The sequence below is a fragment of the Pedobacter sp. UC225_65 genome, from assembly GCF_042698365.1.
Classification (GTDB): Bacteria; Bacteroidota; Bacteroidia; order Sphingobacteriales; family Sphingobacteriaceae; genus Pedobacter.
Map to the genome: position 1 here is coordinate 1,599,420 of NZ_CP170550.1, position 21,645 is coordinate 1,621,064.

The 21,645-nt window shown below is 39.3% G+C and carries 21 protein-coding genes; 6 read left to right on the plus strand and 15 right to left on the minus strand.

Annotated features, from left to right (window positions below):
* Window positions 1-7: 7 nt before the first annotated feature.
* From ACFJIZ_RS08465 to ACFJIZ_RS08485, 5 genes are all read right to left on the minus strand, one after another.
* Window positions 8-238, minus strand: a complete 231-nt coding sequence (locus tag ACFJIZ_RS08465) for a hypothetical protein (protein ID WP_379092259.1) — start codon at window positions 236-238, stop codon at window positions 8-10.
* Window positions 239-553: 315 nt separating this feature from the next.
* Window positions 554-982 (minus strand): nuclear transport factor 2 family protein, encoded by a 429-nt coding sequence (locus tag ACFJIZ_RS08470; protein WP_379092262.1) that lies wholly within the window; start codon window positions 980-982, stop codon window positions 554-556.
* A 119-nt stretch (window positions 983-1,101) separates the two neighbouring features.
* The gene (locus ACFJIZ_RS08475) at window positions 1,102-1,491 is read right to left on the minus strand and encodes a response regulator (protein WP_379092265.1); all 390 of its coding nucleotides are present in this window, start codon (window positions 1,489-1,491) and stop codon (window positions 1,102-1,104) included.
* Between the two features lie 551 nt (window positions 1,492-2,042).
* Window positions 2,043-2,432 carry a response regulator gene (locus ACFJIZ_RS08480; protein ID WP_055132066.1) on the minus strand — a complete coding sequence of 130 codons (390 nt, stop codon included), beginning with the start codon at window positions 2,430-2,432 and terminating at the stop codon, window positions 2,043-2,045.
* A gap of 431 nt (window positions 2,433-2,863) precedes the next feature.
* The gene (locus tag ACFJIZ_RS08485; protein WP_379092269.1) at window positions 2,864-4,549 is read right to left on the minus strand and encodes a M1 family metallopeptidase; all 1,686 of its coding nucleotides are present in this window, start codon (window positions 4,547-4,549) and stop codon (window positions 2,864-2,866) included.
* A 334-nt stretch (window positions 4,550-4,883) separates the two neighbouring features.
* On the opposite strand from ACFJIZ_RS08485, the gene ACFJIZ_RS08490 reads away from it, so the two are divergent.
* On the plus strand, window positions 4,884-5,735 hold the full coding sequence (locus ACFJIZ_RS08490) for an Hsp70 family protein (protein ID WP_379092272.1): 852 nt from the start codon (window positions 4,884-4,886) through the stop codon (window positions 5,733-5,735).
* Window positions 5,680-6,051, plus strand: coding sequence for an Hsp70 family protein (locus ACFJIZ_RS08495; protein WP_379092275.1), 372 nt, complete (start codon window positions 5,680-5,682; stop codon window positions 6,049-6,051). Before ACFJIZ_RS08490 ends, ACFJIZ_RS08495 begins: the two co-directional genes overlap by 56 nt.
* A gap of 50 nt (window positions 6,052-6,101) precedes the next feature.
* Here ACFJIZ_RS08495 and ACFJIZ_RS08500 read toward each other — a convergent pair whose 3' ends face one another.
* The 7 genes from ACFJIZ_RS08500 to ACFJIZ_RS08530 all read right to left on the minus strand — a co-directional run bounded on the left by ACFJIZ_RS08500 (window position 6,102) and on the right by ACFJIZ_RS08530 (window position 13,136).
* Window positions 6,102-6,236 (minus strand): hypothetical protein, encoded by a 135-nt coding sequence (locus ACFJIZ_RS08500; RefSeq protein WP_379092278.1) that lies wholly within the window; start codon window positions 6,234-6,236, stop codon window positions 6,102-6,104.
* 135 nt (window positions 6,237-6,371) lie between these two features.
* Window positions 6,372-7,172 (minus strand): phytase, encoded by an 801-nt coding sequence (locus ACFJIZ_RS08505; protein WP_379092281.1) that lies wholly within the window; start codon window positions 7,170-7,172, stop codon window positions 6,372-6,374.
* 7 nt (window positions 7,173-7,179) lie between these two features.
* Window positions 7,180-8,439, minus strand: coding sequence for a right-handed parallel beta-helix repeat-containing protein (locus ACFJIZ_RS08510; RefSeq protein ID WP_379092284.1), 1,260 nt, complete (start codon window positions 8,437-8,439; stop codon window positions 7,180-7,182).
* 29 nt (window positions 8,440-8,468) lie between these two features.
* On the minus strand, window positions 8,469-10,616 hold the full coding sequence (locus ACFJIZ_RS08515; protein WP_379092287.1) for a TonB-dependent receptor domain-containing protein: 2,148 nt from the start codon (window positions 10,614-10,616) through the stop codon (window positions 8,469-8,471).
* Entirely contained in the window at window positions 10,586-11,245 is a 660-nt protein-coding gene (locus ACFJIZ_RS08520; RefSeq protein WP_379092290.1) for a carboxypeptidase-like regulatory domain-containing protein, read from the minus strand. Before ACFJIZ_RS08520 ends, ACFJIZ_RS08515 begins: the two co-directional genes overlap by 31 nt.
* A gap of 276 nt (window positions 11,246-11,521) precedes the next feature.
* Window positions 11,522-12,064 (minus strand): helix-turn-helix transcriptional regulator, encoded by a 543-nt coding sequence (locus ACFJIZ_RS08525; protein WP_379092293.1) that lies wholly within the window; start codon window positions 12,062-12,064, stop codon window positions 11,522-11,524.
* Window positions 12,065-12,071: 7 nt separating this feature from the next.
* Window positions 12,072-13,136: a tetratricopeptide repeat protein gene (locus ACFJIZ_RS08530; RefSeq protein ID WP_379092296.1), complete on the minus strand. Its 1,065-nt coding sequence runs from the start codon at window positions 13,134-13,136 to the stop codon at window positions 12,072-12,074.
* Window positions 13,137-13,325: 189 nt separating this feature from the next.
* Between ACFJIZ_RS08530 and ACFJIZ_RS08535 the strand changes: the two genes are divergently transcribed.
* From ACFJIZ_RS08535 to ACFJIZ_RS08550, 4 genes are all read left to right on the plus strand, one after another.
* Window positions 13,326-14,570 (plus strand): Na+/H+ antiporter, encoded by a 1,245-nt coding sequence (locus ACFJIZ_RS08535; protein WP_379092299.1) that lies wholly within the window; start codon window positions 13,326-13,328, stop codon window positions 14,568-14,570.
* Between the two features lie 181 nt (window positions 14,571-14,751).
* The gene (locus tag ACFJIZ_RS08540; protein WP_379092302.1) at window positions 14,752-15,393 is read left to right on the plus strand and encodes a tetratricopeptide repeat protein; all 642 of its coding nucleotides are present in this window, start codon (window positions 14,752-14,754) and stop codon (window positions 15,391-15,393) included.
* 11 nt (window positions 15,394-15,404) lie between these two features.
* A complete protein-coding gene (locus ACFJIZ_RS08545) occupies window positions 15,405-16,262 on the plus strand; it encodes a hypothetical protein (RefSeq protein ID WP_379092305.1) in 858 nt (285 codons plus the stop codon).
* A 17-nt stretch (window positions 16,263-16,279) separates the two neighbouring features.
* Entirely contained in the window at window positions 16,280-16,804 is a 525-nt protein-coding gene (locus ACFJIZ_RS08550; protein ID WP_379092308.1) for a sensor histidine kinase, read from the plus strand.
* A gap of 143 nt (window positions 16,805-16,947) precedes the next feature.
* On the opposite strand, the gene ACFJIZ_RS08555 is transcribed toward ACFJIZ_RS08550, so the two are convergent.
* The 3 genes from ACFJIZ_RS08555 to ACFJIZ_RS08565 all read right to left on the minus strand — a co-directional run bounded on the left by ACFJIZ_RS08555 (window position 16,948) and on the right by ACFJIZ_RS08565 (window position 21,599).
* Window positions 16,948-18,588: a TldD/PmbA family protein gene (locus ACFJIZ_RS08555; protein WP_379092311.1), complete on the minus strand. Its 1,641-nt coding sequence runs from the start codon at window positions 18,586-18,588 to the stop codon at window positions 16,948-16,950.
* 102 nt (window positions 18,589-18,690) lie between these two features.
* Window positions 18,691-19,962, minus strand: a complete 1,272-nt coding sequence (locus tag ACFJIZ_RS08560) for a TldD/PmbA family protein (protein WP_379092314.1) — start codon at window positions 19,960-19,962, stop codon at window positions 18,691-18,693.
* 2 nt (window positions 19,963-19,964) lie between these two features.
* Window positions 19,965-21,599, minus strand: a complete 1,635-nt coding sequence (locus ACFJIZ_RS08565) for a TldD/PmbA family protein (protein ID WP_379092317.1) — start codon at window positions 21,597-21,599, stop codon at window positions 19,965-19,967.
* Between the last annotated feature and the right edge of the window lie 46 nt (window positions 21,600-21,645).

The following is a 21,645-nucleotide window of genomic DNA, read 5'->3' on the forward strand; positions in this document are numbered from 1 at the left end:
ATAAAACCTAATTATTCTTAAAACCAGTTGCCAACTGTTGTAACTCTTCTTTGGAGATTAACGTGGGGTTGTTGTACTGTTTTTCGAGCATAGATAAACCAACCTTAATATGTCCCGTGGTGGTATTGATCAAACATTCACCATTGTCTATGGTGCTGGAGATGTACTTTCCAATTTCGCGATTGATATCCGAAAATCTAAGTACTAATTCATGGAATATAAAAACTGGATAATTCATGGGTTAAAAGTAGCAGCCCAATGTTAAGCCAGTATTACCAAAATATTATTTTTGCTTAACATTAAGTTAACATTACCGATGGATTGATGTAAAATACACTCTAAATCATGTTTTTTAGATGGTTAATTAGTCATCAACCATTGTGTTGTGATTTTGTCATTTCGTGTTGGAAAGGAAGCGCATTGGCAGATTTGCATGAGAAAAGATTTGAAACATTAAGAAATGAAGAAAAATGAAGTTAACAGCCTTAATCAACCTTAACTTCTTAATGTTTCAACTAATTCAGCATCACGCGCCTATTAGAAAGCAATTTAACTAAGGTAATTTATAGGCCTGCCTACCCAATAGTTTCCAGTTTTTACCCTGTTTTTGCCAAACTAAAAGTATTCCTAGGCGTACCTCCCCTGGTTTTCCTCCATCATTTGTTTTGGCGTCCAACTGATGGCGAACCAATGCGGTTTTCCCAGTTACTTTAATCGTCTGGTTTTTAAAATCGATGGTTACAAAATCTGATTTACCACTGGCTATAGACTCTACAAAGGCCGCCTTATCTTCTAGTTTACCACTAGAATGTCCATAACTCAGATCAGTTGCAGCTATGTGATCTAATGCAGCCCTTTCGCCACTGATCATGGCTAACCTGAGTTGTTCTACTGCAACAGCCACTTCTTTTTCTGCTGCTGATTGTGCTTTGGCCATTAGATTAATACTTATGAACAAGATAAAGATGCCTAGTTTTTTCATTTTTTTAAAAGATAATATGGCCAATATACATGTTAAGCCGTTCACAAAAAATATAATGCACAAAAAAAATCCCTCCAATACTGAAGGGATTTTTAAAACTAATGTAATTTTTAAACGAATTATATAACAGGGTTTAATGAGTATTTATTTAAAGGTTTTGGAATTAAGGTAAGTACATTGGGATGTGACCTCATCTGTTCTATATCCGACAACACATCAGATGCCGTTAATACTACAATTCTACAAGCGTCCTTAAGGCCATCTGCAAATTGGTTGAATTTGTTTAAAAACCCGATACCATTCATAATGGGCATATCCAGATCCAATAAAATTAGATTTGGCAATAATTCGGGTTTGTTAATGTTTTCATTGAGATAGGCTAATGCCTGTGCCGCGCTTTCCATCAGGATAATTTCTTCTTCGGCATAACTTGTTTTCAAAACGCGTACGGTAATCATCTGATCAATCAAGTTATCATCAACAACCATTATTCTATTTTTACGCTCCATTCGTTTTAGTTTTCTTAATTTCTAATCATACCCCATTACAACTATCCACATTACTTATGTAGATCGCAGTAGGTGCCTATTATTGTATTGAGTGACCATAAACAATAACAATAGGCCTTGGGATCTTATCTGTTGGTTATAAACAATCGGGATGTAGCTTAAAATGACATTAAAAATCGACCTAATCATACAAATCAAAAGCCAAATTTTAGCGCCACCGAAAGAATGGGTTCTTGCATCGCTGTAAATATCTCTCGCAACCTATTGGTGAGCTTTCTAAAGGCGTGTACAAGACTACAACAATAACACTTTTAAGAATTTAGTAGAATATTTTCTACACAATAAGCGAAAACATTCCACATTATGGGCAATAAAATTCCCGCAAAACCAATTTACACTGTAAAATGATTGAATTTTAGGAAAAAACAGTTTATAATTTGGAATTTAGACCTCATAAAAAAATGGCCAATCTTTATGGTATTACCATCAATAGATCAGCCATCAATAAAGTCAATTATTTAAAAAGCAATGCTAAAATAAGTCTGTTAGAGTTAGGCGAGCAATAACATGTGAATAAAATCCTTAAACTTATTGACGTTTAAAGGTTTAGACAAGAGATAATCAATTCCGGTATCTCTTCTCAATTCTTCTTCGCCGATCGCTGCTGTAGAAATTACAATGATGGGCGTATCTTTTGAAATGGCCTTTATTCTTCTCGATGCTTCAAATCCATCCATTTCGGGCATATAAAGGTCCATGATGACCAAATCAATGCTTTCGTTCTTGAATTTTTTAATTGCATCTAGACCGTTCACCGCAATAACCAGGTCAAAGGCATATGGTTTAAGAATTTTTTCCATAACCATTACGCTCATCGGCTCATCCTCAACGATCAGTATTTTTTTCTTATCAGTGGATTTTTTAATAAAAGGTAGTTTCACTTGTTTTTCTGTTTATGGTCGATGTAAATATAAATAATGGAAAAGCTATTCGCAAAAATTACTTAAATCGTATTTAGATATGCAATCGATAGCAAAACAAATATAGACAATATTACAGCCTCATGCCCATGTTGGTAACATCATTTATACGCTAGACAATTTAATTTTTTTTCTAATCGTAAAATGACATTATTTTTAAAAAATGAACAACATGACCAACTTATTAACCAAATAGAGCTGACCAAAAACAAATCCTTTCTTTTGGGCCATAAACACAAATAAATGACCAATACTACCAAAGTATAGGATATCACAAAGTTATCGTAAACCTAAACCTCACTCCCATTGCGTTCTTTTTGTTCAATAGAAAGCTGCAATAATTTATTACGAGAACCAATCTGGAATATCGGTTAAATTGCCTTTACACTTTCTTAATCCTTACTGTTTTGTACTTTGATATAGTACATCTTTTCTATTCCATCTTTATCAAAAAGTTTTGCCTGCTCTGGTTTCAATACCAAGCTTTGCAAGGTGGTATTTGGTACAAGTCGTAGAGATTGATTTCCATTTTTGAGCGCTAATGGCAAGTTGAAGCCCTTTACACAGTTTACATATTGATAAAACAGTTTTCCATTTTCGATATAATAATTGAATGTAGGTATCTGTGTGGTCCTGAGATACTGGTCAAATACTTTACTGTAATCAAATTTAGCCGTTGCTGAGATATAGTTTTCGACCTGGGCCGAAGTAACAGTCTGGTGATAGAACTTGGCATTTAAACCCCGTAAGATATTTCTAAAAAGCACATCGTTGTTTAAACCATGACGGATGGAATGGAGCAGGTTCCCTCCTTTTGGATACATATCGCCACTGCCCTGTGCATTAACGTTGTAGGGTGGGATGATCGGTTTATCGTTTCTTATTCCTTTACGGATGCCAAAATTGTATTCGTTACCTGCTTGTGTTCCATAATGGTAATCTACAAACAGCGTTTCGCTATAATTGGTAAAACCTTCGTGCACCCACATATCGGCCAGAATCTTTGTGGTGATGTTATTGCCAAACCATTCGTGTCCACTTTCGTGGATGATGATAAAATCCCACTTCATGCCCCAACCATAACCAGAAGCATCTCTACCGCCATAACCAAATTTGTATTTATTGCCATACGATACTGCAGATTGGTGCTCCATCCCAGTATGCGAGGCATCAATCAGCTGGTAACCGTCTTCGTAAAAAGGATAAGGCCCAAACCAATATTCTAAAGCTTTGAACATTTTATGCACCTGATCAGGCATATAGGTCTTTGCTTTGTTTAGGTTGTAGTCCAACACCCAATAATTTACATCCAATGGGCCTTTTTCTCCAGCATATTTTTCTTTAAAGTTTACGTATTTACCAATGTATGGGATGATGCAATAATTGCTGATGGGATTAACCACATTGTATTTGTAGGTGGCTGTTCCATCTTTATTGTCTTTTTTAAACACCAAACGACCATTGCCAACCGCCACTAGGCTATCTGGCACGGTCATGGTCAATGAAGCACCTTTGTTGGGTTCATCACTCTGATGGTCTTTGTTCGGGTACCAAACCGATGCACCCAAACCTTGGCAGGCCACTGTCATCCATGGTCTGGAGAGCGAGTCTGTGGTAAAGATAAATCCTCCATCCCATGGCGCCCTTTTGGCCTGATGAACTTTACCATGATAAAATATCTGCACCTTATTTAAACTGGCCATTTTTTGTGCAGGCACGGTGATCAACCAAATGCTCTCTTTTTTGTTAAAACGGAGTTTGTTTTTGCCATTGTACAAAACACTATCAATAACCAATGGTTCCTGCAGATCAATCTGCATTTTTAAACTTCCATTATTTGGCTTCACCACTTTGTAGGCAATCTCGTTTGACCCCGTTATGCTCTTATCATTAAAATCTGGCTTAAATGCAACTTCATAACGCTGTACATCCCACCAGGTACGTTCTGGTGTTAGGGTGCCCCTTAATGTATCAGCTTTGGTAAAAGCTTTAGGTACTACCGGTTTTGTCTGCGCTAATGCAGTTAAACCAGAACAAGTAATGCTAAACAGCAAAATAGATCTGACCAATGTTTTCATAAAAATTTTAATATGGTTAGACAAATATGTCTATTTTTTGCCCTACTTCTCAATTTGGTTAAAATAGGATAAGTTTTGGTGAATTGATGACCAAACATCTGAGTTAATTTTAATGGCCATTTGATAGCCAAACCGAATAAATATGACCTCAAGTACATTTATATTAACTTTTTTTTATACTTTCGCCGCCCCCATTCAACAGCACCTTTTAATTATTAAGCCCTTTTGCCATGAGTAAGTTTCTATACGGAATAGATTTTGGAACGACGAATTCAGCCCTGTCCATTTATGATGAGGAGAAAAAAGAGTCTTAAATACCATCATTATTCCTTCGTTGATCTATTTTCCATCTACCACGGCAATCAATGAAGCTAAATATGTAATTGGCGAAAATGCCATCAAATCTTACCTAAGTGATGGGATGAAAGGTCGTTTTATCAAATCGATCAAGCAGATCCTGTCTAGAAGTAGTTTTACCGAAACCAGGATCCAAAACAAAAGATACAATGCCTCTGATCTGGTTACCTTGATCTTAAAAGAACTAAAAGAAAGGGCAGACAAAATTATTGGTCAGGATTGCCAAAAAGCGGTAATCGGTAGACCTGTTTTTTTTGATGACGACAACACCATGAAAGACACCTTGGCACAAAACCGATTAAGTAAAGCCGCCGAAAATGCTGGTTTTAGTGAAGTCCGTTTTCAGTTTGAACCCATAGGTGCAGCTTTTGCCTACGAAAAAACCATTACACACAAAGAAAAAGTATTGGTTGCCGATTTAGGTGGGGGTACTACAGATTTCACCTACTTGATCCTTGACCCTGCAAAAGTAGGTAGTAAGGACAGGAAAAACGATATGATGGCTACAGGTGGTATCTATATTGGTGGAGATAGTTTCGACTCGGCCTTTATGTGGGAAAAAGGCACACCTTATTTTGGGAAAAACACAATTTACGAAGCTACACCCGGCAAGCCTTTAACCGTTCCTAAATCGCTGTTTGCCAATATCTGCTCATGGGACAAAATGAATTTCTTTAATGGGCTACGCATCCAAAAAGACATTGAGGATTATTACTACTACTCTGGAAAGGATGCCCAGTTCAAGAACCTGATTGACCTTGATCGAAAACAATTTGGGCTATTCTGTCTTCCAAGCGATAGAAAAAACAAAGATTGGTTTATCCAGTGAAACAACAGCTAACTTTACCTATCGCAATATGGGCATAACAATCGATGAGGAAATCAGCTTGGCCACTTACAATGGCATTATAGAAAAGGACATCACAAGGATCAACGCCTACCTGAATGAGTTTTTGACTACCAACAACATCAATCCTTTAGAGATTGACAGTCTATTTTTGACGGGAGGTACTTCAATGGTCAGTGCGGTACAGGGCTTGTTCAAGACAAAATTTCCACACCTGAAGATCAACTCTGGCGACAATTTCAAGAGTGTGGCCAAAGGTTTGGCCTATAGTGGTTATCTTTTCGAAACGGAAGATTAAAATAACATCAAGAGCAGGTACAATACCCACCCTTGATGTTGAAAAGGAATTTATTTTGTTTTCAGTTCTTTTCCGGCAATGTCTTCCCAACGGTAGTAATGGAAGGTTTTATTGTCGCTCATCACTACAAAAAGGCCATGTTTAAAGATATCGTTCAAGGGTACATTGACCACATCAGAGTCCATCGCTTTGTGTGGCGCTTACGTTGACCACTTTTAACAATTTATGCTCGAATGGATTAGCTTTTGTACCTTCTCGGCTAAAGATCTGGAAACGGTTGGCTCCTTGGTCTGAAACCTGTATGTATCCAGTCGTATCGGTTAGTTTATAGATAGAGATCCTTCGTGGTCGGCATTGAAACCTTTGGTGCCAAATATGGCCAATTGCTGATTACCTTTGCTAGGATCTGCATAATATTGACGTACACCTATTTGCTCATCCGAATAATAGATGTAGCCCAATTCATTGTCTACTGCAATGGCTTCTATTTCTTTTTTGCCACTGTACTCACCAAATTTACGCACCAAGGTTGCTTTTACATTACCTTTTCCATCGTCTGCTAATACATATTGCCACAGGTAACCTCCGGTTTTAGGTCCGTTTTTACGGCCTACTACAGCATACATCTTGCCATCTTTTGCGGTATAAATTGCAATACCCATTAAATCGCGGTAACCTTCGCCAGTTTCTCCAACAAACATATCAAGGCCACCATTGTCTACTGGTTTCATGTCTGGCAAAGAAAAAATACGGAGTTTATGGGTCATCCTTTCGGTAGTAATGGCAATATCAGTAGGCTTGCCATTTAACATCAGACCATAAGCCAAATCAACGTTGTTTGGTCGTTTTAACCCTTTTACTACTTTATCCTTTATAATTTTTCCGTTCAGGTCAAATACATATAAAGCACCATCTGCATCTTTATCAGTACCAATCACCAAACTTTTTGTTGGATCGGCTTTGTTCACCCAAATTGCAGGATCATCTGTATCGTGTACAACAGCTTCGGTAATAATTACAGGTTTAACGTCAGCAGCATCCACTGGTGCACCAGATTTGCATCCATTGGCCAAAAGAAACAGCGCAAGGGCAGCAAGGTTTGTTAGTCTAATTTTGTTCATCAATTTATTATAGTTTAGTACCATAAGCACCTACAAATAAAGCAGGTTCTGGTGATACGTAGGTTAATCCGTTAGCAGTTGTCAATCCGCCTTTGTGGTGACGGGTAAATGTAGTGATCCCTTTAGTTAAGGCAGGTGAATTGCCTTGCAGGTGAAAATCCCAAGTGGTATTGTATGAAGCATTGTTTACCGAAGTATTTAAAGGATAGTTCACAAACTTAGGGTCATTTTCGCCTGCTGTTTTACCAATGACATCGTTTACACCAGCTACAATTTCGCTATTGGGCTGAAACTGGTTAACAGTAGCTTGGTCAAAACCATAATACCAGTTATTGCTGTATTTAGAACGGCTATCTTCTGGTTTTTTGGTATCTCTTTTTACCCCAAAACGGGTATTGGCAAAAAGGTTATTGTAAAGGTCGGCACGTACGGTTGCTTCTAACCATACCGAACCTCCTTTTGCTGTTGGTCTTCTCCAACCTGTATTGACCATGGTATTGTTGTACACAATGATATAGGCCTGTGGATTTCTATCGCCACTGTTTGATAGTTTTAAGGCATTGGTGTTGGTACTGTACACCAAATTATAGGCTACATCGGCCAAACAGCCCGATTTAAAGTTCATGGCCTCGCCACCAGTTACCCCAGTAGTATAAAATACGTTATTGGCGAAGATGATCTTACCTCCTTCAATATAGGTACAATCTTCCTGAAAGTTACGGATGATGCTGTTTTGAACAATCAATTTACCATTTACATTAGAAAACCATAGTGCAGGCAGATTTTCTCCGGCTACCGCTTTGTATAATCCCTGTTTTACCGAAGTGGAAGCATCGGAAGTGGTTGAACCACCATATTCGATAATGGTATGGTCTAATACCAGTTCGGCACAGGTTGGGCCAGCCAATATCCCACCCCAAAGTTTACCAAATTTCTTTTCTTCAGTTTTGTAAAAATCGTTTACAGTAAACTTGATTGGGTTTTCAGCCGTACCTAAGGCATATAAATTGCCTTTAACAATGATTTCTGGTTTGGCTATGGTATCCATCAATACAGTTACCCCTTCTTCAATGGTCAACGATTTTCCTTCTGGGATTACAATATCTCCCTTGATAATCTGGGTACTACCTTTTGCCCATACACCTGATACTTCGCCTATGGCCGAGCCATTGATCGGTGTAGTATCTACATCAATGTTCGCCTTTTCGCAGGCACTAAAAAATAGAACCGAAAGTGAACATGCGACTAAAATTTGTTTGAATCTCATCTGTTTAAATTTTGAAATAATGTTTAGCATTAGTTGAATTTATATCTTACACCCAATAAATAGGTCTGTTCGTAATAATCGCTACGGATCAGGGTCCGGCCATTTGACACCAAGTTTTCTTGACTCTTTGCATTCTCTGGGTTTGTACCTTTGATAAATAACTTGGTTGGTGTATTTAGGATATTACCAGCCTTGGCAAATACGCTCAGCCCACTTTTGAACCTTTTTTCGGCCGATGCATCCATTTGGATAAAGCCTTGCTGCCACAGGTCGTTGTTCAGGAACTGCGATACCGTATTGATCCTAGGACCGGTGTAAGCACCTGCCAATTGCAGGTCCCAACCTTTTTTAGTATCTTTATAAAGCAACGACATATTGGCAATATGCTCTGACTGTCCATATAGTGGTCTCGATTGGTCAACCAAAAATGCTTCCACATCTCCAGTAATCGAATTGATTCTTCTTGAGGTTTTTGGTGTAGTGATACGCGAGTGTGTATAGGTATAGTTGGCTTTAACTCCTATTTTATTAAAGAACTTGATGTAATCTAACTCTGCACCAAAGTTATTTGCCGTACCAAAATTACCTGCACTGTAATAGATATCCTGACCACGAACGGCATCTGCCTGAAAAGTATATTCTATCGGATTTTTGATCCTTTTGTAGAAGGCACCTACCAATAATTGTTCTGATGCCCCAGGGAAAAGTTCATAACGCAAGTCAAAGTTATCGGCAATGGCTCTCTTTAAGTTCGGATTACCACGTTCTTGGTATTCTTCGTTTACTACTTTACCAGGTACAATCTCGTAAAAACCAGGGCGGTTAAGCGCCTTGTAGTACGAACCATGTAATTGGGCTTTAGCAGTTAAGTTATATTTCAAGGTCAAACTTGGCAATACGTCAGTATAGACTTGGCTACCTTTAGGATTGGTCTCTCCGGCAGGAAACAATAGATTGTAGCCTTGATTGGTATGTTCTACCCTAGCCCCACCTGTTACCTGTAAATTGTTGATCGCAAATTTAACCATACCGTAACCAGCAGTCGTTTTCTCAGAAGCATCATAGGTTAAAGGGTTGCTCACTGCGCCGGTAGGATTACTTACCACTAAATTCAAGTCTGTATAGTTCTGGAAATCTACACCATACAAAAATCCTGCGTTTGCAGCTTTTGGCGCAAGGGTGTAATTATTGAAAAAACTACTTCTTTCTTTGTCACGGTACAATCCACCCACAGTGAAATCAACATTGACTTTACCCACCGGAACAGTATAGGTCAGGTCTAGGTAACCCGCTTTATCTTCGTCTGTATTACGTTCCCAACGGTGGTTTACAGGAGCAGTATTGACCAACGAGGTACGGGTATCTTGGAAGTTTTTACGGAGACCATTTAAACTGATCGTGGTATTGTCAGGTACATCATTTTTAGCAGATGAGTATACCGCCGACCATTGGATCTTCAATCGGTTATTAAACAATTGATGGTCGCCATGTAAAGTACTGTTATAGATCTGCTGTTCGGTTAAACGGCTACGTGTGGTGTAAGTCAGCTCTGCATTACCAGCTACGGGATTATAAACCCCATTATAGGTAGTGCCAACGGCATCTCGCAATTGTTGATTTTTTAGATCCACATATACATTGTATAAACTTAATCTATTGTTCTTATCAAACACGTAATCGATCTTACCGTGTAAGCCCAAACGTTTTTGTTGTTCAGAATATTCGCGGTAACTTTTACTGGTGATCACAGCATAGGCATCGGTGCCATTCACTGCCGAGTTGTAAAAAGTACTGTTGCTTCCCCTATAGGTATTTTGATAGCTACCTGCCACAATTACTCCTAATTTGCTATTGAAAAAGCGTTGTCCGACAGACAAATTGCCTACCAGATTTGGTGCTGGTTTTTTATACGTATAATCAAGTGTTCCCTTGGTAAAATCGGCCTGTGTAGCATTGTAATTGCGACCATTGATTTCGTAAGGTGATTTATAACTGATATTTGAAGCATTGTAACTGGCAAAATCGCGACCAAAAAACAATTGGCTATATCCAGTAGAGACATTGGCGTTGACCTGAAAATGGTCTGGTGCATTTTTCATCACCATGTTTACTGCACCACCTACTGCATCACCTTCCAAGTTTGGGGTCAGGGTTTTATATACTTCCAGTCGATCCAACAAATCGGATGGAAAAAATCTAGTGGTACATAACGGTATTTATTATCTGGACTAGGGATTTTCACTCCATTAACCAACGTGTAATTGTATCGTTTGTCCATCCCTCTTAAAATCGCATACTGTCCGTCGCCATTGCTGTTACGCTCTACCGAAACACCAGAAACCCTTTGGATTACATTGGCAACAGTTAGATCTGGCGACACTTCAATTGCCCTGCCTGATACGATATTCATTACTTGTGTTGCATTTTGCTCTAAACGGCGGGCATCGCGCTCGTTCGAACCACTGGCAGTTGCCCTTACCACTACTTCATTCAGGTCTTTTCCGGCCGATTCCATGTAGATCTTTACATGTGGATTGTCTTCTTTTAAGACATTGATCTGTTGAACAACCGTTTGGTAAGTAACATAGGTAATCCGAAGTGTGGCTGCCCCTTCGGCTACATTTTTAAGTTCGAATGAGCCATCTAAACCTGTAGTGGTAGCTTGGCCTGTTTTTTCAAGTACAACTGTTGCACCTACTAAGGCTTCGCCAGATTGCCGATCATATACATGACCTTTTAGCTTACTTGCATTGGCTACTGTAACTGAAAAAAGTAGCACTAAGAGAGTTTGTAAAAGTTTATTCATTTTTAAGATTGCTTTTGCGGTAACGTTCAATTTTTGTTTCGATGTCGCAAAGGTGTGCTACATTCAATTACAAATAAAATCTGGACAGTTACATAAAGGCAACAGCGTTACAAATGCTGTATACACAAAAGCAACATAAATACACAAATAACTATAAATCAAATATTTACAACAACACTCAACCTCCGTTATCTTTCTATTACCGTTACATTAACTTAATATTAAGCCCTTAAAAACAGTAAAAATGGATGAAAATTTTACGCCTTTGTAACGCTTTTACAAAGCCTGTATAAATGCGGTAAGGTTCTCTCCTTGCTCAATATTGAGCTTTTTGCGCAAACGGTAACGTGATACCCTCAAGCTATCGGTAGAAATACCCAATAAAGTGGCAATATCTGTTGATGGAAGATTGATCCTTAGCAAAGCAATCAACCGGATGTCTGCCGAAGTGAGTTCGCTACTGTATTTTTTGATGCTGTCGAAAAAGCTTTGGTGCACCTGTTCAAAGGCCGTGGTAAATTCTTTCCAGTGTTGTTCGTGGTTAAAACTTTCGTTGATCTGCAGGATGATCTGCTGCATCTGTTTCTTCTGGTCGCGTTTTTCTTCTTTAACCATGGCCTGCAGGGTGCCCCTCAAATGTTCTAACAATTGGTTGTTCCGGATCAGGTTTAAGGTATGGGTAGACAGTTCTCGGTCTTTTGTTTCCAACTGCTGTTTCAATCTTTCATCTTCCAAGGCTCTATTCTTCAATTCGAGCTGTACCAATTCGTGCTGTGCCTCTTTTTGTCGGGCCAAGGCTTTTTGGTCTTTGATCTTCAATCTTTGCCTACTGAAGATCGACAATACCCAAAATGATCACGAGAATCACCACCGATACGCCTGCAATGGCGATGATGTTGTTGATCTTCCGACTGTTATTCAATCGGGTAATTTCACTACTCTTTTTATCTATATCATACAAAACCTGTAAAAATGCCGTTTGCTCAACTCCATCTTTCGAATACACGTCAAGTGAATATTTGCGACTCAGTTCGGCATAATAATAGGCACTGTCCATTCGGTTCATCAGTTCGTAGGCTTTACCCATGTCTCTGCTGCTGGCCGCCAACTGATAGGTATTTCCGGTTTGTTGGGCCAAGTTAAAGGCTTTTCGGGTCTGTACAATACTGGCTTCATACTTGCCTGTTTTGCGCAATACATCGCCTAGGTTGTTCACCACTTCAATAGAAGCGATCTGGTTATGGTCTTCGTTATAAAGCTTTAGGGAACGGTCAAAGTTGACATAGGCCGAATCATATTGGGCGAGGTCTTCATAGATGCTACCTAAATTCTCATAGATTTTGGCTGCACCTTGTTTATAGTTTGCTGCCGTATAATTGGCCAAGGCCAAATGTTGGTAATAAAAGGCGCTATCGTATTGCTGTTGTTTTTCGTATAAATGGCCAATGTTACCAAATATCTCTGCTTGTCCCTTTTTGTTATGGGTCTGTTTGTAAATGGCCAATGCCTTATTGTATTGGACTCTAGATTTGTCCAATTGTTTATTGTAATAGTAAAAAACACCCATTTCGCCCATGTTTGCGGCTGCAAGGTCTTTGTTCTGCTGCGTAGCGAATATTTTATCAGCATGGAGATAAAACTCGAGTGCCTTGGCATAATGCCCTTGGTTGTAACAGATCTGCCCCATCTGTTGTAGACATAGACCTGCGGTGGCGGCATCATCCTTTTCTGTAGCCAGCACATGCATTTTCTTCAATAGGATCAACGCCGAATCAGGGTGCTTCTGGATCAATGAACGGACAACAGCCATCTGGTCTGTTTGGGCCTGCACAGTAACTTTCGATACCAATAAACTAAAGACGAGCAGTAAAAAATAAGTTTGTTTGACCATGTATCAACCAGCTATTTAGATGGAAACTAATAGACACAAATCAATGGTTTTAATATTAACTCAATGTTAACAGCTTTTGCTAAGGCACTGTGGCTCATCATCCGTTTGGATTCCTTGAAAAAGAAATTAATTTTACAGACTGGCTAACTGCAACATTGAATAGCCCGGTTGATTACAAAAGCATAACTCATGGATAATTACGCTGTCATTATTTTCATTTTGGCCATTATGATCGGTCTTTCGGCAATTGCCGATAAAATCAAACTCCCTTATCCGATCATCTTAATTGTTGCTGGTATTGCTGTGGGTTTCGTCCCTTCTTTGCCTGTAATTGATATCAACCCAGAGATCATCTTCCTGATTTTTCTTCCACCCCTACTCTACGATGCGGCATTTAACATCTCCTTTAAAGAGTTCAAAACCAATATCAATACCATTTCTACCTTGGCCATCTCTTTGGTGTTTATCACTACATTAGGCATCGCGGTAGTGGCACATTACATGATTCCGGGTATGACTTGGCCGCTTTCTTTTGTTTTAGGTGCCATTTTATCGGCCACTGATGCCGTAGCAGCCATGAGCATTACCAAGGGGCTTGGTCTATCGCATAAAACCAATACAATATTAGAGGGCGAGAGTTTGGTGAATGATGCCTCGGCCCTAGTGGCCTATCGTTTTGCCGTGGCTGCAGTTACAGGAACTGCATTTGTTTTTTGGAAAGCCAGTTTAACTTTTGCCATTTTAATGGTTGGTGGTGCACTTGTGGGGTTTGTGATGAGTAGAATACTGGCCATGATTGTCAAAAGAATACACGAAAACAGTTTGGTTACCATCAGCTTGATGTTATTGATGCCTTTTGTAACTTATCTAATTGCCGAAGAGCTACATGTTTCGGGGGTGATCGCAGTAGTGATCTTGGGCTTGGGTATTGCAAGGTTCAGCAGAATGGTGTTTCCTACCAAGCTAAAAGAACAATCAAGGAACATTTGGGACATCATCATTTTTTTATTGAACGGTCTTATTTTTATCCTGATCGGATTAGAATTTCCTTATATCTATAAACACATCAACCAAGCTGATATTCTTCCCTACATTGGTTATGCACTGATCATTACCATTATTGCTTTGCTATTGAGGATTGGCAGGGTCTTTCTACAAAAGATCAATTTACAAAGGGCTTTTCAAAAAGGTAAACACCGCATCACTGAAGATGCCCTGCTTGATTTCAAGAACAGTTTGATCATCAGCTGGTCTGGAATGCGGGGCATTGTTTCTTTGGCCATCGCTATTGGGCTACCTTTAACCTTAGAAGATAAAAGTCCATTTCCAGAAAGGAATGAAATCATTTTCATCTCGGTAGCCGTAGTGTTGTTTACGTTGATCGGACAAGGCCTTACCCTTCCATGGTTAGTGAAACGATTGAAAATCGACTAAATCAAGAAACGATTTGATAACGGGTATAAACATCAAAAATTAATTTCAAAAAAATAGCTACTTTGCTTAAAACAATAGCTATAAATGGTTATTTTGCTCCTCTTTTTTACAAAACGCTCATCTTGATCCGCATTTAATGAACCAATTGTGCATTCGTTTTTTCTTCTGCCTTCTGCTTTTAATGGGAGTCAACAGTTTATATGCACAAAAAAACTTAACTGACAACAGTGCCTATCAAGCCATCTTAAAAATAAAAAACGATACGGTAAGGATCAAAAAAACGGTTGAGTATGCCAATTCGTTGATTATAAAAAAAAATCCACTGGGTGGCGAAGTTGCCAGCTTGGCGATCAAGGATGCGATTGCTTCAAAAAACAACCACAGTTTAGGTATTGCTTATTTAGCAATCGGTTACTCTTATGTCTTAACTGGCGAATATACATTAGCTTATCCAAATTATATCCAGGCCTTAAATATCTATCAAAAAATAAATGAACCCAAAAATTTGTGGCGGGCCTATTTAGACCTAACGTGGATCCAAATACAGTTTAACGAATATAAAAATGCAGAAAACTATATTCAAAATGCCCTAAACATTGCCAAGCAAGAGAACCTGATTTTAGAAGAGGCTACCACTTATAATTACATGGGTATCCTAAATGATAGTCAGTCTAAATATGATATAGCCATTGGTTATTATAAACAGGCATTGGCCCTAAACGAGAAAAAGGGCACAGAGTTTAACCAAATCAGTACCTTAACCAATTTGGGATCAGCCAGCGTAGGTCTAAACGTTATAAGGAAGCCTACGATTCTTTCTTAAAGGCCAAAACATTGGTCGATAAAGGAAACGTGGGTTATTTCAAACAATCAATCTACCAGAACCTCGCCGAGCTTACGTTTCAAATGAATGATTATGAAAATGCGGAGACCTATATCTTACAGGCTTTGGCATTTTCTAACGGCAACAATGAAATGGTATTGAAAAGAGGTTTATTTACCAATCTCTACGAAGTTTACAAAAGAAAGGGGGAGTTTGAAAAAGCATTGAAATATGCCGATTCTGCCAGAGATTTAGATGTTAAGGTTTTTTCTAAGGATAAAGTTGCGGAGATCTTAAACCTACAAACCAAATACGACACCAAACTAAAGGACGAACAGATTGCTAAGCAAAATGTACTGAACCTACAGCAACATCAATTGTTAGAGATCAACAAGAAACAGCTAGAGCTGACTTTAGAACAGAAAAAAAATGCGGAACTGACTTTCGCCAAACGTCAAAATGAATTGCAGAATGAAAAAGCACTGCAAGAATCAGTGATCCAAAAAGATCGTTTACAGGCGAAATTAGATAAACAGGCCAGTGAGCAACAGATTTCTTTACAGCAGGGAAAAATTGAAACCAATAAAAAATTCCAGTTCTTTCTTGCGGTTGTAGCCTTAATGGCCATATCGATATCCATCTTGATTTTTTACAACCAAAGAAAAACCAGAAGACTTAATGAGCTCATTACCCAACAAAAAAAGGACCTAGAGAATATCAATGGAGTAAAGGACCGCATTTTTACAATCATCAGCCACGATATGCGCGCACCGGTAAACACTTTGATCTCTTTCAACCATTTATTGGAAGACCACGACCTGTCTTCGGAAAAGATCAAGCGTTATGCCAAAGAATCAACAAAACATTAGACCATACCTCTATTTTAATGGAAAACCTGTTGAATTGGAGCAGGAGCCAGTTGCAAGGCTATAAACCCAACAGCCATAGCCACTCGTTGAAAAATATTTCCAATCAGGTGATCCAAACCTTAAGTGCACAGGCTGCTCAAAAAGGAATTAATCTAATCGACCATATTGCCCCAGATGCAACTGTGTATGCAGATGCCGACATGACCGAGTTGATCATGAGGAACATTGTTGCCAACGCCATTAAATTTACACCCAACAATGGTGTAATTGAATTGAATACCTCTTTAACCGAAAACCAAACTACCTTTTCTGTTTCTGACAATGGTGTTGGTATTACCGCACAATTGGTAGAACAACTTAACAGTACCGACACTTCTCAGCATACTCCTACCCAGCTTGGCACCAACAAGGAAAAAGGTACAGGCTTAGGCTTAATGCTCTGCAAAGCGTTTACTACGTTAATGAAAGGCGAAATATTGGTAACGAGCGAAGTAGGAAAAGGAAGTGTGATCTTTGTTACGCTACCTAAATTGGCTTCATAAAGAAGTTGATATTTTTATTTGGATAATTTGTTATCGGGTTTTGTAATCCCAACTAACTGTGTTAAAGTTAATAAATTGTCAGCCTGAGCCTGTCGAAGACCAATACAAAAATGCTTCAACAGACTCAGCATGACAATTCTCTACTAACCTAATTTGCTTCCGGTATTGATTACTTTAACACCATTGAAACGTGTGGTAGCACTACCATGCGATACAGCACTCACCTGACTAGGCTGCCCCTTCCCATCAGAAAAGGTTCCACCTAAACGGTAATCATTTTTATCGCAAAGTTGGGCACATGAGTTCCAAAATTCTTGTGTATTGGATTGATAGGCGGCATCTTTAAACATACCCACAATCTTACCTTCTTTAACCTCATAGGCCAATTGGGCACTGAACTGGAAATTATAACGCTGTTGATCAATCGAATACGAATTTCGACCAAACATATAAATACCTTTTTCTACGTTTTTAACCATGTCTGCTGCTGATAAAGCAGCCTCACCTGGCGCTAACGATACATTAGGCATACGTTGGAATTGGATACTATCCCAACTGTCTGCATAACAACAACCTTGCGATTCTTTTAAACCTAAGATATGTGCCTGGTCGCGGATCGTCTGGTAATTGACCAAGATACCATCTTTGATGATGTCCCATTTGCCACATTTCACACCTTCATCGTCATAACCTACGGCACCTAATGAGCCTTTTTCTGTTTTATCGGCAATGATGTTGACCTGTTTACTGCCAAAATTGAATTTCTTGGTTTCCCATTTGTCCAAAGTCAGGAAGCTTGTACCTGCATAATTGGCTTCATAGCCCAATACACGATCTAATTCTGTAGGATGGCCAACTGATTCGTGGATGGTTAAAAACAGGTGCGAAGGATCCAAGATCAAATCGTACTTACCAGCCGGAACTGGTTTGGCTTTTAATTTCTCCGATACATGTACGGTAGCTTCCTTCACATCTTCAAACATGTCGTAGCGTTTTTTGTACATGGTAACAGGTCCACCTTTTATTTTTTCTTCATCCTTTGGCGTAAGGTATTCAAAACCCATACCCATAGGCGCACTCAATGCATTTCTAGTTTCAAACTTCCCACTAGTTTCATCAATCTTGGTTACCGTAAAATTAGGCCAGATCCTGTGGATATCCTGATCAATATACGAACCATCTGTTGAAGCGAAATACTTTTGCTCATTGATCATAAACAAGTTGGAGTTCACATATTTGGCACCTCCTTTAAGCGCTTCGTTGTTTACACTCAACAGCAGTTCTACCTTATCAGGAATAGGAACACTAAAAGCATTGACCTCTACCGGAGTTTTCCAGCTTACTTCTCCATAACCTTTTTGCGCAGCCAATTGTACAGGCTCGCTCATCAGTTTGGAGTTGCCTTTGGCAATGGCCACTGCCATTTCTGCAGCTTTGGCTATGCTATCATTGTCTAATTTATTGGTAGCTGCAAAACCCCAAGAGCCTCCAGCCAATACCCTTACACCCAAACCATAAGATTCGCTGTTCGAAATATTCTCAACGCGGGTCTCTTTTGTGGCTACCACTTGGTTAAGGTATCTACCAATGCGTACGTCTGCATAACTTGCTCCTTTAGACTTGGCTGCATTTAAAGCAACATCAGCCATCTGTTTTTTCAGCTTTACATCTACAGGTGTCAATGCTTCTTCAACTGTAATTATTCTTCCAAAGGTATTCAGACTTGGGAGCATGGCCGTACCAACACCTAAACCTGTCATATACAGGAAATCTCTTCTTCTCAATTCTAATTAAATTTAAAGGTTAAAAAAACGGCGATGAAATCTCATCGCCTGTTTGTTTTTAAATAGCATCTGATAATGAGGTGAAAGTGAAATCTCTTATTTTCATAGGAGGATCATTCCACTACCCGTTCTTACAGGTTTGCCTAGTGCTTCTACGTTGTTCAACATAATTACCGGACTTTCGTTAAACCTAAAGTTTTTGATCGGGAACTTGATTTCACCATTCTCGATATAGAAAGTACCATCACGTGTCAACCCTGTTAACAATAGGGTTTGAGGATTTACCGACCTGATGTACCAGAAACGGGTAACCAAAATTCCTTTTTCGGTACTTTTGATCAGATCTTGTAAAGATTGTGTTCCGCCTTCCAATACAATACTTCTATTGAACGGAAGTGGTTCAACGCCTTTTTTATTGGCCCAAAATCTAGAATAAGATAGATTTTTGACTACACCATCTTTTACCCATTGCGTTCTTTTCACTGGTAAACCGTCACCTGTCCATGTTGAAGATGGCATATCAGGGTTCATTGGATCCGAATAGATGTTTACGTTTTCTGAAAACAACTGTTCTCCCAAGCGGGTTCCTCCACCTTTTTTGCTCATAAAGCTTCTACCTTCATCCGCACTACGGGCATCAAAACCCCTAAACATATTGCCTAAGATATCACTTGCCGCTAATGGTTCTAAAATAACTGTATATTTTCCAGGCTCGATCGCTTTTGCACCTGCAGAACCTGTAGCCTTACCTGCAGCAATTTTGCTGAGTGCCAGCACATCCATTTTGCCTAGGTCGTTAAAGTCTTGCTCTACATATCCAGAACCTGTTCCCTCTTTGTTTCTGATCGTTACAGAAAAGGATACGTTTGTAGATTTGTTATAGGCAAATAAACCTTTTGAATTCATTACCGAATTGAAACGGGTCGAGTTTTCTAAGAAACCAGCTGCATCCAGATTGGCTGCTTTAGCTACACTTAAACTTTTGCCCACCATTTCGGCCCTCGTATCTGGGGTCATGGCAGCCGTTTTTTCGTTATAAGTGGTCGATTCTGCGAATGTCTGTCCACCCAATAATGGCATCGACTCCGGATTTTCTGGGGCCAACATCGCCAATTCTTCTGCTCTTTTTACTACTTTTTGTAGAGAAGCATCGTCAAATTCATTGATTGATGCCGAACCTGTCTTTTTACCAAAGGTAGAGTTGACCGATAGGCTCATTACGCTGATCTGGCCAGCAGTTGATACTGCATTTCGGGCATAGCGGATGTTACCACCATCAGATCCATTCAAACTGATCTCGCAGGCATCTGCTTTCGAAAAGCTGAGTACTTTTTTTAATATTGCTTGGGCTTCTTCTTTACTTAATATGGCCATAATTATATTTTTCTAGCTGTATTGATAACATTAACTCCATTAAAACGTGCTGTTGAGCTTCCATGAGAAACGGCACTACTTTGTGACGGTTGGCCTTTTCCATCATTAAATGAACCCCCTAAGCGGTAATCACTTTCGTCACAAACTGCTGAACAAGAATTCCAGAACTCTTGTGTATTAGACTGATAAGATACATCATTCAACATGCCAACGATCTTACCATTTTTGATCTCGTAGAACAACTGTCCACCAAATTGAAAATTGTAACGTTGTTGATCGATCGAATAACTTCCATCACCGATAATGTACACGCCTTTTTCTACGTTTTTGATCATGTCGTCAACGCTGAGTTTTTCTTTACCGGCTTCTAACGATACGTTTGGCATACGCTGGAACTGGATATCGTCCCAACCTTGGGCATAACAACAACCTTGTGATTCTTTTAAACCGATAATATGCGCCTGATCACGGATAGCTTGGTAATTTACCAATACGCCATTTTTGATCAAGTCCCATTTCTTGCAGGCCACTCCTTCGTCATCATAACCTACAGCACCTAATGAACCAACTTGTTTTTTATCAGCAACAATATTTACTTTATCACTTCCAAACTTGAATTTTTTAAATTCCCATTTATCCAAAGTCAAGAAACTTGTACCTGCATAATTGGCTTCATAACCTAAAACACGGTCTAATTCGGTTGGGTGCCCTACCGATTCGTGGATGGTTAACCACAAGTGCGAAGGATCCAAAACCAAATCGTATTTACCTGGCTCTACAGATTTTGCAGTAATTTTTTCTTTGGCTACACGTGTAGCCTCTTTCACATCACCTAAAATGTCATATCTACCTTTGTAACGGGTAATTACGCCACTTACTTTATCTTCAGGACGAGCATTCATATACTCAAAACCCATACCCATTGGCGAGCTTAGGGCAGATTGTGTCTTGAACTTTCCTGATTCCCTATCAATAATAGTTACACCAAATGTTGGATAGATACGGTGGATGTCTTGATCAATGTACGAACCATCTGTAGAGGCGAAATATTTTTGTTCGTTCACTGCAAATAGTGCCGCATTTACAAAATTGGCTCCATTCTGTATGGCAATGTCATTTACATTCAGCAATAGGTCTACCTTATCTTTTACGGGTACTTCAAAAGCATTGATTTCTATTGGTGTTTTCCAACTTACCTCGCCATAGCCTTTTTGAGGCGCTAACTGTACGGCTTCGCCTTGTATCTTGGCATTTGCTTTGGCTACTGCAACTGCTTGTTCTGCAGCTTTGGCAATGGCATCTTTGGTTACATTATTGGTTGCTGCAAAACCCCAACAGCCGTTGGCCAGCACCCTGATGCCCACGCCATAAGATTCGGTATTGGCAACGCCTTGTACACGTTTATCTCTGGTAGAAACAAATTGGTTTAGATAACGGCCAATGCGTACATCGGCATAACTTGCACCTTTTGATTTGGCCGCATTTAAGGCAACATCGGCAAGTTCTTTTTTGATTTTAACGTCTACACGGTCTAGTGCCTGTAAAGGGTCGATCGGAGTTGCAAACGCAGAAAGATCTGGAAGCAACAATGCGCCGGCACCCATTCCAGATAAGTAGAGGAAGTCTTTTCTTTTCAAAACGGTTCGGTTTTAGTTAGTGGTTGATTAGCTCAAGATAGTAATT

Coding starts and splice junctions, on each gene's coding strand:
- ACFJIZ_RS08465 (WP_379092259.1), bottom strand. CDS start 238: ATGAATTATCCAGTTTTTATATTCCATGAATTAGTACTTAGATTTTCG.
- ACFJIZ_RS08470 (WP_379092262.1), bottom strand. CDS start 982: ATGAAAAAACTAGGCATCTTTATCTTGTTCATAAGTATTAATCTAATG.
- ACFJIZ_RS08475 (WP_379092265.1), bottom strand. CDS start 1,491: ATGGAGCGTAAAAATAGAATAATGGTTGTTGATGATAACTTGATTGAT.
- ACFJIZ_RS08485 (WP_379092269.1), bottom strand. CDS start 4,549: ATGAAAACATTGGTCAGATCTATTTTGCTGTTTAGCATTACTTGTTCT.
- ACFJIZ_RS08500 (WP_379092278.1), bottom strand. CDS start 6,236: ATGGACTCTGATGTGGTCAATGTACCCTTGAACGATATCTTTAAACAT.
- ACFJIZ_RS08505 (WP_379092281.1), bottom strand. CDS start 7,172: ATGAACAAAATTAGACTAACAAACCTTGCTGCCCTTGCGCTGTTTCTT.
- ACFJIZ_RS08510 (WP_379092284.1), bottom strand. CDS start 8,439: ATGAGATTCAAACAAATTTTAGTCGCATGTTCACTTTCGGTTCTATTT.
- ACFJIZ_RS08520 (WP_379092290.1), bottom strand. CDS start 11,245: ATGAATAAACTTTTACAAACTCTCTTAGTGCTACTTTTTTCAGTTACA.
- ACFJIZ_RS08530 (WP_379092296.1), bottom strand. CDS start 13,136: ATGGTCAAACAAACTTATTTTTTACTGCTCGTCTTTAGTTTATTGGTA.
- ACFJIZ_RS08535 (WP_379092299.1), top strand. CDS start 13,326: ATGGATAATTACGCTGTCATTATTTTCATTTTGGCCATTATGATCGGT.
- ACFJIZ_RS08540 (WP_379092302.1), top strand. CDS start 14,752: ATGGGAGTCAACAGTTTATATGCACAAAAAAACTTAACTGACAACAGT.
- ACFJIZ_RS08550 (WP_379092308.1), top strand. CDS start 16,280: ATGGAAAACCTGTTGAATTGGAGCAGGAGCCAGTTGCAAGGCTATAAA.
- ACFJIZ_RS08560 (WP_379092314.1), bottom strand. CDS start 19,962: ATGGCCATATTAAGTAAAGAAGAAGCCCAAGCAATATTAAAAAAAGTA.